The organism is Mycobacterium sp. IDUB_5, from assembly GCF_055419565.1.
In genome coordinates, this window is sequence record NZ_JBVAXX010000002.1 from 416,737 (window position 1) to 429,421 (window position 12,685).

Annotated in this window: 13 protein-coding genes and 1 tRNA gene; 10 read left to right on the forward strand and 4 right to left on the reverse strand. The window is 68.5% G+C overall.

From position 1 onward, the window contains the following. Nucleotides 1-38 precede the first annotated feature (38 nt). The 10 genes from ACZY1G_RS07130 (at nucleotide 39) to pth (ending at nucleotide 7,883) form a co-directional block, all read left to right on the forward strand. Entirely contained in the window at nucleotides 39-1,295 is a 1,257-nt protein-coding gene (locus ACZY1G_RS07130) for an NAD(P)/FAD-dependent oxidoreductase (protein WP_463815299.1), read from the forward strand. Nucleotides 1,296-1,386: 91 nt separating this feature from the next. Continuing rightward, nucleotides 1,387-1,860 (forward strand): GreA/GreB family elongation factor, encoded by a 474-nt coding sequence (locus ACZY1G_RS07135; RefSeq protein WP_463815298.1) that lies wholly within the window; start codon nucleotides 1,387-1,389, stop codon nucleotides 1,858-1,860. Between the two features lie 25 nt (nucleotides 1,861-1,885). Continuing rightward, nucleotides 1,886-1,957, forward strand: a tRNA-Gln gene (locus ACZY1G_RS07140). A 94-nt stretch (nucleotides 1,958-2,051) separates the two neighbouring features. Beyond that, on the forward strand, nucleotides 2,052-3,506 hold the full coding sequence (gene glmU / locus ACZY1G_RS07145) for a bifunctional UDP-N-acetylglucosamine diphosphorylase/glucosamine-1-phosphate N-acetyltransferase GlmU (protein WP_463815297.1): 1,455 nt from the start codon (nucleotides 2,052-2,054) through the stop codon (nucleotides 3,504-3,506). 104 nt (nucleotides 3,507-3,610) lie between these two features. After that, a complete protein-coding gene (locus ACZY1G_RS07150; RefSeq protein ID WP_335330756.1) occupies nucleotides 3,611-4,591 on the forward strand; it encodes a ribose-phosphate diphosphokinase in 981 nt (326 codons plus the stop codon). Then, nucleotides 4,588-4,929: an arsenate reductase (glutaredoxin) gene (gene arsC / locus ACZY1G_RS07155; protein ID WP_463815296.1), complete on the forward strand. Its 342-nt coding sequence runs from the start codon at nucleotides 4,588-4,590 to the stop codon at nucleotides 4,927-4,929. The genes ACZY1G_RS07150 and arsC overlap by 4 nt, the downstream gene beginning before the upstream one ends. After that, nucleotides 4,926-5,597, forward strand: a complete 672-nt coding sequence (locus tag ACZY1G_RS07160) for an LpqN/LpqT family lipoprotein (protein WP_463815295.1) — start codon at nucleotides 4,926-4,928, stop codon at nucleotides 5,595-5,597. The genes arsC and ACZY1G_RS07160 overlap by 4 nt, the downstream gene beginning before the upstream one ends. A gap of 30 nt (nucleotides 5,598-5,627) precedes the next feature. Beyond that, a complete protein-coding gene (locus ACZY1G_RS07165; protein ID WP_463815294.1) occupies nucleotides 5,628-6,497 on the forward strand; it encodes an oxidoreductase in 870 nt (289 codons plus the stop codon). A 133-nt stretch (nucleotides 6,498-6,630) separates the two neighbouring features. Then, complete coding sequence (locus tag ACZY1G_RS07170; protein ID WP_463815293.1) at nucleotides 6,631-7,296, forward strand: 50S ribosomal protein L25/general stress protein Ctc; 666 nt, start codon at nucleotides 6,631-6,633, stop codon at nucleotides 7,294-7,296. Between the two features lie 8 nt (nucleotides 7,297-7,304). Further along, nucleotides 7,305-7,883 (forward strand): aminoacyl-tRNA hydrolase, encoded by a 579-nt coding sequence (gene pth, locus ACZY1G_RS07175; RefSeq protein WP_463821993.1) that lies wholly within the window; start codon nucleotides 7,305-7,307, stop codon nucleotides 7,881-7,883. On the opposite strand, the gene ACZY1G_RS07180 is transcribed toward pth, so the two are convergent. The 4 genes from ACZY1G_RS07180 to ACZY1G_RS07195 form a co-directional block, all read right to left on the reverse strand. Then, nucleotides 7,880-8,920 (reverse strand): epoxyqueuosine reductase, encoded by a 1,041-nt coding sequence (locus tag ACZY1G_RS07180; RefSeq protein ID WP_463815291.1) that lies wholly within the window; start codon nucleotides 8,918-8,920, stop codon nucleotides 7,880-7,882. The two genes, pth and ACZY1G_RS07180, sit on opposite strands and share 4 nt — an antisense overlap. 33 nt (nucleotides 8,921-8,953) lie before the next feature. Then, the gene (locus ACZY1G_RS07185) at nucleotides 8,954-9,805 is read right to left on the reverse strand and encodes an ABC transporter permease (protein WP_463815290.1); all 852 of its coding nucleotides are present in this window, start codon (nucleotides 9,803-9,805) and stop codon (nucleotides 8,954-8,956) included. Next, nucleotides 9,802-10,758: an ATP-binding cassette domain-containing protein gene (locus ACZY1G_RS07190; protein ID WP_463821994.1), complete on the reverse strand. Its 957-nt coding sequence runs from the start codon at nucleotides 10,756-10,758 to the stop codon at nucleotides 9,802-9,804. The genes ACZY1G_RS07185 and ACZY1G_RS07190 overlap by 4 nt, the downstream gene beginning before the upstream one ends. A 92-nt stretch (nucleotides 10,759-10,850) precedes the next feature. After that, a complete protein-coding gene (locus ACZY1G_RS07195) occupies nucleotides 10,851-12,485 on the reverse strand; it encodes a fatty acyl-AMP ligase (protein ID WP_463815288.1) in 1,635 nt (544 codons plus the stop codon). Nucleotides 12,486-12,685: the final 200 nt, after the last annotated feature.

The window sequence follows — 12,685 nt, forward strand, 5'->3', positions numbered from 1 at the left end:
CTGACCATGGACTCACGGTCATCGAACAGGAGGACGTCATGTGGGCCAGGTCAGGGATGGACGGCGGTCCCCGATCGGTCGTGGTCGTCGGTGCGGGCATCGTCGGCCTGTCGACGGCGTGGTTCCTGCAGGAGCGAGGCGTCGACGTGACGGTCGTCGACCGCACAGGGGTGGCCGCGGGCGCGTCGTGGGGTAACGCCGGCTGGGTCTCGCCCGCGCTGACCACGCCGCTGAACTCGCCGTCCGTGCTGCGCGAGGGACTGCACGCACTGGCCGACCCCTCGGCTCCGCTGCACATCCCGCTGCGGGCCGACATGTCGCGGGCGCGCTTCCTCGTGCGGTTCGCCGCGCACTGCCGTCCCGGCCCCTGGCAGCGCGCCGCGGATGCCGGTGCGGTGCTCAACGACGAAGCGATCGAGACGTTCGACGTGCTGGTGTCCAACGGTGTCGACGCCCCGGTCACCGATACGTCGATCTCGGTGGCGTTCCGCGACGCCGATCGCGCGGCCGCATTCGGCCGCGATCTGCACGGCTGGCTGACCGGTCGACCGACCGCGGTCGAGATCCTGACCGGCGCCGCGCTGCGCGAACGCATGCCGCTGGCCTCGCCGAACGTCGCGACAGTGGTCGACATCGCGGGTCAGCGCTTCGTCGACCCCGGCCGTTTCACCACCGCGCTCGGCCGCGCCGTCGCCGCGCGGGGCGCCGTGCTGCACACCGCAGAGACCCTCGGCGTCTCGCCCGACGGCGCCGGGGTGCAGGTGCACCTCAGAGGGGCAGAACCGCTGCGGGCCGACGCCGCGGTGCTCGCCGCCGGCGCCTGGCTGCCCGCGCTGACCGACCGTCGGGTGCGGGTGGCGCTGCAGGCAGGGCGCGGCTACTCGTTCACCGTGCCGGTGGAGCGGCCGCTGCCGGGACCCATCTACCTGCCCGAGGCGCGGGTGGCGTGCACGCCCTACCGGGGAAGGCTGCGGGTCGCCGGGACCATGGAATTCCGTCGTCCCGACGAGGCGCTGTCGATCCCTCGCGTCGACGCGATCGTCGCGGCAGCCGCACCACTGCTCGACGGGGTCCGCTGGCACGACCGCACTGATGTGTGGGTCGGCTCGCGGCCTGTGACCGACGACGGCATTCCGTTGATCGGCCAGCTCGACCGCGGCGTGTACGTGGCCGGTGGGCACGGCATGTGGGGGCTGGCGCACGGCCCCGCCACCGGACGTCTCCTCGCCGAACAGATCGTCACGGGCAAGGTGCCCGAGGCGGCGCGCGCCTTCGACCCGCTGCGCAGACGCTGACCCACCCTCGTCACGAGGGTTCCACCGGTCGTCAGGGGCGGTGCCGTGACCCGCCCCTGACGACGATCCCCCACCTCCGGAAGGACACCCCATGACCAGCACTGTCTGGATGACGCCACACACCCGCACCGCCCTGGAGGCCGAGTTGGCCGAGCTGCTAACGGTGCCACGCTCCGGCTCCGACCGCACCGGCGAGCTCGTCGACGCCTGGCTGGCGCGCAAGCAGCGCATCCGCGACATCCACGAACTGCTCAGCCGATCGGCAGACGCCCAGACCCCGCCCGACGACGGAGTCGCCGAGCCCGGCATGGTGCTCACCGTCCGCTTCGATGACACTGACGAGAACGAGACGTTCCTGCTCGGCACCGTCGGCACCACCGACGACGAGCTCGATGTCTGCACCGCCGCGTCGCCGCTCGGCAGCGCTCTGCTCGGCGCGACACCCGGCAGCCGCTGCATGTATCGGCTGCCGACGGGACGCACTGTCGGAGTCACTCTGTTGGCGGCCGTTCCGTTCGGTCAGCACCGCTTCGCAGGGCAGGGGGCCGACCACGCGATGGGCTAAAGTCGCACGCGTATCTCGTCACCGATCCGTCGTGGTGTAATCGGCAGCACCTCTGATTTTGGTTCAGATAGTTCAGGTTCGAGTCCTGGCGACGGAGCGTCACGAGAGCTCACCGCTGCGACTGTGCGGATCGATACGGCGCAGCCGGCGTGTCCCGGATGAACCTGCACACTCGACAGGCAGGAGCCGCGATGACGCGTGACGCAGCCGTCCTCATCCTCGCCGCGGGAGCCGGCACGCGGATGAAGTCCGACACACCCAAAGTGCTACACGCCCTCGGCGGGCGCAGCATGCTGTCCCACGCCCTGCACGCCGTCGCCGGGGTCGGGCCGACGCACCTGGTGGCGATCGTCGGCAAGGATCGCGAACGGGTCGCCCCGGCCGCGCTGCAGATCGGCGAGACCATCGGCCGCCGGGTCGAGATCGCCGTGCAGGAGGAACAGCGGGGCACCGGGCACGCTGTCGCCTGCGGGCTGTCCGCGCTGCCCGAGGACTTCACCGGAGTCGTGGTCGTCACCTCCGGCGACGTGCCGCTGCTGAACTCCCACACGCTGGACCAGCTGATCGCCGCCCACAGCGCCGCCGGAGCCGCGGCCACCGTGCTCACGACGACACTGGCCGACGCCACCGGCTACGGCCGCATCCTGCGTACCCAGGACGGCGAGGTGATCGGCATCGTCGAGCAGGCCGACGCCACCCCGGCACAGCAGGCCATCCACGAGGTCAACGCCGGGGTGTACGCGTTCGACGCGGAAGAGCTGCGCTCGGCGCTGAGCCGGTTGCGCTCCGACAACGCCCAGCACGAGCTCTACCTCACCGACGTGTTCGCGATCGTGCGCGGCGACGGCCTGCCCGTCCTCGGCCAGCACATCGACGACGCAGCGTTGGTGGCCGGCGTCAACGACCGCGTGCAGTTGGCCGCGCTCGGCGCCGAACTGAACCGGCGCGTCGTCGCGGCCCACCAGCGCAACGGAGTGACCGTCGTCGATCCGGCCACGACGTGGATCGACGTCGACGTCACGATCGGGCTCGACACCGTGGTGCGCCCAGGAACCCAACTATTGGGGGCGACTGCGGTCGGCGCGCGGTGCGAGATCGGACCCGACAGCACACTGACCGATGTCACCGTCGGCGACGGAGCCTCGGTGGTGCGCACCCACGGCTCGGAGTCGGTCATCGGGGCCGGCTCCACCGTCGGGCCGTTCACCTACCTGCGCCCCGGCACGGTCCTGGGCGACGACGGCAAGCTGGGCGCGTTCGTCGAAGCCAAGAACGCGACGATCGGCACCGGCACGAAAGTGCCGCACCTGACCTACGTCGGCGACGCGGACATCGGTGAGCACAGCAACATCGGCGCCTCGAGCGTGTTCGTCAACTACAACGGCGAGACCAAGAGCCGGACGACGATCGGCTCCCACGTGCGCACCGGCTCGGACACGATGTTCGTCGCTCCGGTCACGATCGGCGACGGGGCGTACACGGGCGCGGGCACGGTGGTGCGCGACGACGTGCCGCCGGGCGCACTCGCGGTGTCGGCGGGCCCGCAGCGCACGATCGAGGGTTGGGTGGAACGGAAACGACCCGGCAGCGCGGCTGCGAACGCGGCAGCAGCAGCGCGCGCAGCAGCCGAAACTACCGGCGAGTAGCAATTCGTCGCCGATTATTGGCATTCTGGTAACCCGCCGACGTGCGCGCGACCCCGCTACGTACGATGGCCCGAGAATCGACTGCGAGAAGCCGAGGGCAGCCCGTGAGCCACGACTGGACCGACAACCGCAAGAACCTGATGCTCTTCTCGGGTCGGGCGCACCCCGAACTCGCCGAGCAGGTCGCCAAGGAACTCGACGTTCCGGTCACCGCGCAGACCGCACGCGACTTCGCCAACGGCGAGATCTTCGTCCGCTTCGACGAATCGGTGCGAGGCAGCGACGCGTTCGTGTTGCAGAGCCATCCCGCGCCGCTGAACACGTGGCTGATGGAACAGCTGATCATGATCGACGCGCTCAAGCGCGGCAGCGCCAAGCGGATCACCGCGATCCTGCCGTTCTATCCCTATGCGCGTCAGGACAAGAAGCACCGCGGCCGCGAGCCCATCTCCGCACGTCTGGTCGCCGACCTCTACAAGACGGCCGGCGCCGACCGCATCGTCACCGTCGACCTGCACACCGACCAGATCCAGGGCTTCTTCGACGGTCCCGTCGACCACATGCGAGCGCAGAAGCTGCTGTGCGGCTACATCGGTGAGAACTATGCCGACCACGATATGGTCGTCGTCTCCCCCGACTCCGGCCGCGTCCGCGTCGCCGAGAAGTGGGCCGACAGCCTCGGCGGTGTCCCGCTGGCCTTCATCCACAAGACGCGCGACCCGCTGGTGCCCAACCAGGTCAAGTCCAATCGCGTGGTCGGCGACGTGCGCGGCAAGACCTGCATCCTGACCGACGACATGATCGACACCGGCGGCACCATCGCCGGGGCGGTGAAGCTGCTCAAGCAGGACGGCGCGGGCGACGTGATCATCGCCGCCACCCACGGCGTGCTCTCCGACCCGGCGCGCGAACGTCTCGCCGACAGCGGGGCCCGTGAGGTCATCGTGACCAACACGCTTCCGATCGGCGAAGACAAGATGTTCCCGCAGCTGACCGTTCTGTCCATCGCTCCGCTGCTGGCCAACACGATCCGCGCGGTGTTCGAAAACGGCTCGGTGACAGGGCTCTTCGACGGATCGGCATGAGCGCGCGCATCCTGCACAACCCGCGATGCACCACGTCGCGCAAGGCGCTGGAGATGTTGCGCGACGGCGGAATCGAACCCGAGGTGGTGCTCTACCTCAAGAACCCGCCGACGCGCAGCGAGCTGGCGGCGATGATCTCCGACGCCGGCATCGACGTCCGCGCGGCCGTGCGCACCCGCGAATCGCTCTACACCGAACTCGGGCTGGCCTCGGCGTCCGACGACGAGCTGCTCGACGCGATGGTGGAGCATCCGGTCCTGATCGAGCGGCCGTTCGTCGTGACCACCAAGGGCACCCGGCTGGCCCGCCCGCTGGAGCGCGTTCGCGAGATCCTGTGACAGCGCGACGAGTGTTCGCGGCGGCCGCCGCAGCGCTGACCCTGACCGCGTGCACGCCGGAAGCCCCTGACTACCAAGCGGTCTGGTCGACGACGAGCGCACCCGCCCCGTCCCCGCAAGCGTCGAACGGGCCCGCGGCGCCGGTCCCCATCGCCGCGTTCCTCGAACAGGCCGGGGTGACCGGCCAACCTGTCGCCCCCGACAGGGTGACCGATCTGACGGTGACCATGCCGACCCCGCCGGGCTGGCATCCCTACCAGAACACCAACCTCGCGCCCGGCACCCGGATGATCGCCAAGGGCGACACCTACCCGACCGCGATGCTGATGATGTTCGAGCTGACCGGGAATTTCAACATCGCCGAAGCGCTCACCCACGCGAACGTCGACGCGCAGATGAGCCAGAACTTCCGCCAGCTGGGCGCCGCCACGACGGACTTCGACGGCTTCCCCTCATCGATGATCGAAGGCAGCTACGACCTCAACGGCGCGCGGATGCACAGCTACAACCGCATCGTCATCGCCACCGGGGCCGCGCCGAAGAAGCAGCGCTACCTCATCCAGTTCACCGTGACGGGATTCGCCGACAAGGCGGCTGAGGAGGCGGCCGACATCGAGGCCGTGATCAGGGGCTTCACGGTGAAGGTCCCCGCACCGCCCGCACGCTGAGTGCGCCTGGAGACTTCCTAGAGTGTTGCCATGAGCGACTGGACCGCAGCCGACCTGCCCTCGTTCGCCGGCCGCACCGTGATCGTGACGGGCGCCAACAGCGGACTGGGCCTGGTGACCGCCCGTGAACTCGCCCGCGTCGGGGCACGCACCATCCTCGCGGTGCGCAACGTCGACAAGGGCCGCGACGCTGCGGCGACGATGTCCGGCGACGTCGAGGTGCGCCGGCTCGACCTGCAGGACCTTTCGTCGATCAGAACGTTCGCCGACGGCGTCTCCGGCGTCGACGTGCTCGTCAACAACGCCGGCATCATGGCCGTCCCCTACGCGCTCACCGTCGACGGATTCGAGAGCCAGATCGGCACCAACCATCTCGGCCATTTCGCGCTCACCAACCTGCTTCTGCCGCGGTTGACCGACCGGGTGGTGACGGTGTCGTCGTTCATGCACATCTTCGGCTACATCAGCCTCGCCGACCTCAACTGGAAGTCGCGGCCCTACCTCGCCTGGCCCGCCTACGGTGCGTCGAAGCTCGCGAACCTGCTGTTCACCAGCGAGCTGCAGCGCAGACTCACCGCCGCCGGCTCCGCGGTCCGGGCAGTGGCCGCCCATCCCGGCTACTCGGCCACCAACCTGCAGGGCCACACCGGCAACCGGTTCGGCAGCCGGGTCTGGGACGCGGGCAACGCATTCTTCGCCACCGACGCCGACTACGGGGCGCGACAGACGTTGTACGCGGTCGCCGAAGACGTGCCCGGCAACACGTTCGTCGGCCCGCGGTTCTCGATGCGCGGCCCCACCGGGGCCCACTGGCGCACTCCGCTGGCGCGAAACAGCGGCAAAGCCGCCGGCTTGTGGACGCTGTCCGAGCAGCTCACCGGGGTGGAATTTCCGCTCTAGCCGGGTGCTGGGCTACCCTGGTCGACGCATCACGGCGAGGGTGGTCTGCCAGACCGCCGTTATCGACGGGACGATCATCTGCAGTTCGTGTCGCCCTTGCCGTGTCCATCACCACCGGCACAGGAGTACCGACATGGCGCGCAACGCCCCGAACAATCTGACCGCTCAGGTCCGCAGCACCACCGGCAAGGGCGCATCGCGCCGTGCCCGCCGTGAAGGCCGCGTGCCCGTGGTGCTCTACGGCCACGGCACCGACCCGCAGCACCTCGAGCTCGACAGCCGCGACTTCGCCGCCGTGCTGCGCAACGCCGGCACCAACGCCGTGCTGACACTCGACATCGCCGGCACCGAGCAGCTCGCGCTGACCAAGTCGCTGGAGATCCACCCGATCCGCCGCAACATCCAGCACGCCGACCTGCTCGTCGTGCGCCGCGGCGAGAAGGTGACCGTCGAGGTCAACGTCGTCGTCGAGGGCGAAGCGGCACCCGGCACGCTGGTCACCCAGGAAGCCAACGCCATCGAGATCGAGGCCGACGTCCAGTCGATTCCCGAACAGCTCACCGTGTCGGTCGAAGACGCCCAGGAGGGCACCCAGGTGCTCGCCAGCCACGTCGAGCTGCCCTCGGGTGTGACGCTGGTGTCCGATCCCGAGCTGCTGGTCGTCAACGTCATCGCCGCGCCGACCGAGGAAGAGCTCGAGGCCGAGGGTGGCGGCGAGTCGCTCGAAGAGCAGGCCGAAGAGGCCGAGGCTGAGACCGAGGGCGGCGAGGACGCGCCCGCCGACGGCGACTCCGAGTAGTCGCCGACATGGCCGAACCCCTGCTGGTGGTCGGCCTGGGCAACCCGGGGCCTCAGTACGCCCTGACCCGGCACAACCTCGGTTTCCTCGTCCTGGACGTCCTCGCCGACCGTGTCGGCGAGACGTTCAAGGTGCACAAGAAGTCCGGGGCCGACGTGGCCACCGGGCGGCTGGCCGGCCGCCCGGTGGTGCTTGCCAAGCCGCGTGTGTACATGAACGAATCCGGGCGCCAGGTCGGACCGTTGGCCAAGTTCTATTCGGTCCCGCCGCGCGATGTGATCATCGTGCACGACGAACTGGACATCGACTTCGGCCGTATCCGGCTCAAGTACGGCGGCGGCGTGGCCGGCCACAACGGCCTGCGGTCAGTCGGATCGGCGTTGAGCACCAACGACTTCCAGCGAGTGCGGGTCGGCATCGGCAAACCGCCGGGCCGGCAATCGGGGGCGTCGTTCGTCTTGGAGCCGTTCAACGCCCGAGAGCGACCCGAGGTCGCCGTGATCTGCGAGCAGGCCGCTGACGCGGTCGAACTGCTGATCACCCAGGGCCTGAAGCCGGCCCAGAACGTCGTGCACGCCTGGGCTTAACCGCTGCGCGTACCGCGAATCCCGCTGCCGACGTGCTTCACCGGCTTGTGCGGGAAACGCTTGAGCGCATGCTCTTCGGCTGCCGAACCCGGGATGACGTAGAGGTTTTCCTGCTTGTCCTGTAGCGGTTTGAGTACCAGGTCCATGAACGCCTTGCGGTCGTCGAGGTAGGGCTCGATGACCTCCTCCCCCGCCGGACACACCGCCAGGCAGTAGGCGGCCTTGTAGTTCGCTTTGAATGACAAGCTCTGCCACATCGAGGCGTTCTCGGAATCGGTGACCCGGGAACGGAAGTCGTCGCCGTCGGCGCTGTCGGCGACGGTTTCCACCCAGTCGGTGAAACCGCCCATGAACTCGCGGTAGTTGTGCACCGAGCACGCGACGAAGTCGAACCCGCCGTCCTTCTTGATCGCCCCGACCGGGCATGCCGCCACGCACAGCTTGCACTCGAGACACGGCGAATAGTCGAGCGGCGTGTCGTAGGAGGAGATGTCACTGGCGACCAGGATGGTCCCGAGCAGGATGAAGTTGCCGAAGCGGGGATGGATCACGTTGCGGTGGATGCCCATCACCCCCATACCTGCGGCGACCGCGACGGGTTTGTGGGCCACCACCCAGATGCGGCCCGGGTAACGGTCCATCTCCATCGGGAAGGTCGCCGACGGATTGATCACCCGATGGCCGGCGTCCTGCAGCAGTCGTGTGATGCGGTGGGCCGCCTCGTTCATGATCTCGCCGCTGCGGTGGAATTCCTGGTTCGCGACGCTGCGAGCGGTGGAGCGCACGTTGTCGCGGTTCATCTTCACCACCAGCGACAGATAGCTGACTGCGCCCGGCAGCGCCGCCTGCACGTGCTCGACCTCCGAGGCCAGAGCGGGGTTGTCGACGCGAGCGAAGCCGACGTCGTCGACGCCGGCCTCACGGCAGACCGTTCGCAACCAGTCGGCGTCGATCACACCGGGCGGCTGGGACGGCCGCTCTCGCACCGCACGGACGGTCGGGTGCGCGGCGAGCCGCGGCGGCAACTTCTGCACCATGCTGAGTATGCTACACAATACTCAGCGTGGTGGTCAGTCCGTGGTGCGCCGCCGGTAGGCAGCCAGCGCGAACGGCGCGAACACTGCCGTCAGCGCCAGCGACCACAGGATCGTCGACAGCACCGGATGATGTAGCGGCAGTTGGGCATCCGGTGCCGCCGGACCGCCGTTGCCCCACAATTCACGCATCGCCTGCGCCAATGACGACACCGGATTCCACTCGGCGATGACACGCAGCCAGTGCGGCATCGGTTCGGTGGGGACGAAGGTGTTGGCCAGGAACGTCACCGGGAACAGCACGGTGAACATCACCCCGTTGACCGCCTCGACCGTGCGCATCAGCGACCCGATCAGGATGCCGAACCAGATCATGCCGAAGCCGAAGATCAGGATCAGCGCGAAAGCCAACACCGCTTCGGCGACGCTGCCACGGATGCGCCAGCCGATGGCCAGGCCCGTCAGCGCCATCACCAGCACACCCAGCGACGAGTGCATCAAGCTCGCGATGCTGCGCCCGATCAGCACCGACGACCGCGAGATCGGCAGAGAGCGGAAGCGGTCGATGATGCCCTTCTCGACATCGGCGGTGATGCCCGATGCCACGACGAACGCCGAGAACACGATGGTCTGCGCTTGAATGCCAGGCAGCAGGAACTCGCGGTAGGACGCGCCGCCGGTGTTGGTGATCGAGGCACCGAACACGAACGCGAACAACAGCACGAACATGATGGGTTGCGCGGTGACGTCACTGAGCATCTCCGGCATGCGCTTGGTGTGTATCATGTTGCGCTTCACCATGATCCACGACTGCTGCGCGATGTTGGTGGGATGTGTGCGCACCGCCTGGGCGTCGCCTTTCGGGCGGTGGGTGTCCAACGCGGTCATGCGCCGACCTCCTCGGTGTCGTCGGTACGGTGCCCTGTCAGGTTCAAGAAAACGTCATCGAGGCTGGGCCGCGACAATCCGATGTCGTCGACGGCGATACCTCCGTCGCGCAGCCAGCCGGCGACGGCGATCATGTCGTCGAGCCCGTCCGCCGAGGCGGTCAGCCTACGGGCGGGCGCGTCGACGTGGACCTCGGCGCCCGTGCGACGCAGGACATCCTGCGCCGCAGACAGATCCGCCGCGTCACCGACGGTGATCACCAGGCTGGCGCGCCCCGCCTGCTGCTTGAGCTGCAGTGGAGAGCCTTCGGCGATGATGCGGCCCCGGTCGATCACGACGATGTTGTCGGCCAGTTGATCGGCCTCTTCGAGATACTGCGTGGTCAGTAGCAGCGTGGTTCCATCAGCGACCAACTCGCGCAACACCTCCCACAGTTCACTGCGGCTTCGGGGATCCAGTCCCGTGGTCGGCTCGTCGAGAAAGAGCACAGGAGGAGAGGCGAGCAGGCTGACCGCGAGGTCGAGGCGCCGCCGCATACCGCCCGAGTAGGACTTGACCACCCGGTCACCGGCGTCGCTGAGCGAAAACTGGTGCAGCAGTCGGTCACCGAGCTTGTCGAGCTCTTTGCGGCGGATGCCGTAGAGGCCGCCGATCATCCGGATATTCTCCCGCCCGGTGAGCAGCTCGTCGACGGTGGCGACCTGTCCGGTGAGGCCCATGTGGCGGCGGACCTGATCCGGCTGAGTGCGCACGTCGTACCCGGCCACGCGCGCCGTACCGCTGGTGGGCTCGGTCAGCGTCGTCATCATGCGCACCGTGGTGGTCTTGCCGGCGCCATTGGGGCCGAGCAAGCCGAGCACAGTCCCGGGCGGAACGGCGAAGCTGACGCCCCCGACCGCGGTGTTCTCGCCGAAGCGTTTGACCAGCTCGATGGCTTCGATGGCCGATTCCATACCCCGACGGTATCCGCGGGCCCCGACATCCGGCCAATGCTTTAGGCCGCGAACGTACGCGTCGCGGGAGAGAGGTGTCGCGGGAGAAGGAGCTAGGTGACCAGAGAGACGGAGGTCGAGCGACGCAGCTTGCCCGACGACGTCTTCGGGATGCTGCCCGGGCCCAGCACGACGACGTTGCGCGGCCGCATCTCGACCTCGGCGACGACCTCGTGTGCGACCTGATGCTCGATGCGGCGCACTTCGGCCGGGTCCTGCCAGGCGTTGGACTCGACGGCGACGGCGAACGTCTCGCGGGAATGTCCCGCATCGAGGCGCACGGCCACCGCACAACCGGGCCGTACCCCTTCGACGCGTCCGGCCGCCCGCTCGATGTCGGTCGGGTAGATGTTGCGACCGGCCATGATGATGACGTCCTTGACGCGGCCGCAGACCACGACGTGGCCCTCTTCGGTCAGGTAGCCGAGGTCACCGGTGTCGTACCAGCCGTGCTCGTCCTGCGCCGGGATGAACCCGCCCATCGTCATGTAGCCGGGCGTGACGCACTCGCCACGCAACTCGATCACGCCGACCCCGCGGGGCGGCATCACGTTGCCGTGATCGTCGATGACGCGGGCTTCCAGATCGGTCAGCAGAGGCCCCAGGTCGGCGAGCCGCTTGGTGTTGCCCTTGGTCGCCGGCACAGCGCGGCGCAGCGCGGCCAGCAGGTCGGCGTCGACCTCGTCGACGACCAGGCCGGCGTTGCACGGCGAGAACGACACGGCAAGACAGGTCTCGGCCATGCCGTAGGCCGGCAGGATGGCCGACGGCTTCAACCCGAACGGCTTGCCGGCGTCGATGAGGTCTTCGACGTCCCCGGGCTCGACGGGCTCGGCGCCCGAGAGCGCGAACCGCAGCGTCGACAGGTCGAAATCGCCCTGCTTTGCCTGGCGACGCAGGCGCTTGGCCAGCAGCGCGTAGGCGAAGTTCGGCGCCGCGGTCATCGTGCCCTTGTACTTGTCGATGAGCTTGGCCCACAGCAGCGTGTCGCGCAGGAAGTCCATCGGCGTGACCTTGACCAGCTCGGCGCCGAAGTACATCGGGATGGTCAGGAAGCCGACCATGCCCATGTCGTGGAAGCAGGGCAGCCAGCTCACCATCACGTCTTTGTCGACGTCGTACTGCGCGCCGATGAACATCGCCTCGGCGTTGGAGTGGATGTTGCGGTGCGTGATCTGCACGGCCTTGGGCGAGCCCGTCGAACCCGACGTCAGCTGCATCAGCGCCAGCTCGTCCTCGCCCACCTCGATCGGATCGATCGGGTCGGCGGCGAGCAGATCGGTGACGGTGAGGACGGTGATGCCTTTCTCCTCCAGCACCGGGATCGCCACGAGGAACGGATCGGAGACGATCACGGCCTTGGCCTCGATCATGCTGATCACGTTCATGGTGTCTTCGGACCACATCACCAGATCGGTGCGGGGCGTGGGCTGGTGCAGCATCGTCAGGCTGGCGCCGCGCATCCACAGGCCCTGGGCGGTCGGGGCGATCTCCACCGGAAGGCCGGCGAGCACGCCGACTGCGTCGCCGAGTCCGACACCCGCTGCGGCGAGGCCGCCGGCGATGCGCCGTGCGCGCTCGTGCACCTCACCCCAAGTGTGGCGGACCGGCTCGTGGGGCTCGCCGGTCACCATGCCCCGGGTGCTCGTACGGGCGTTGAAGTACATCTTCTCGGTGAATCTGCTCACGACGACCTCCTCGCCGACATCTGCTGATGTGCACATGCCCGTTTGCCATGTTCCGCCTGTTGAGCGGCCTTTTCATGCAGGCGCGCACACAGTAATGCAGCGGTTGTGTCTCGAATCGGTGATGGTCCGTTCCGGCCATGCGCGCGGCGGCCTGAGCCTCGGCCGCGTCCAAGGTGGCGCCCTGCGTCGATGACGACGAG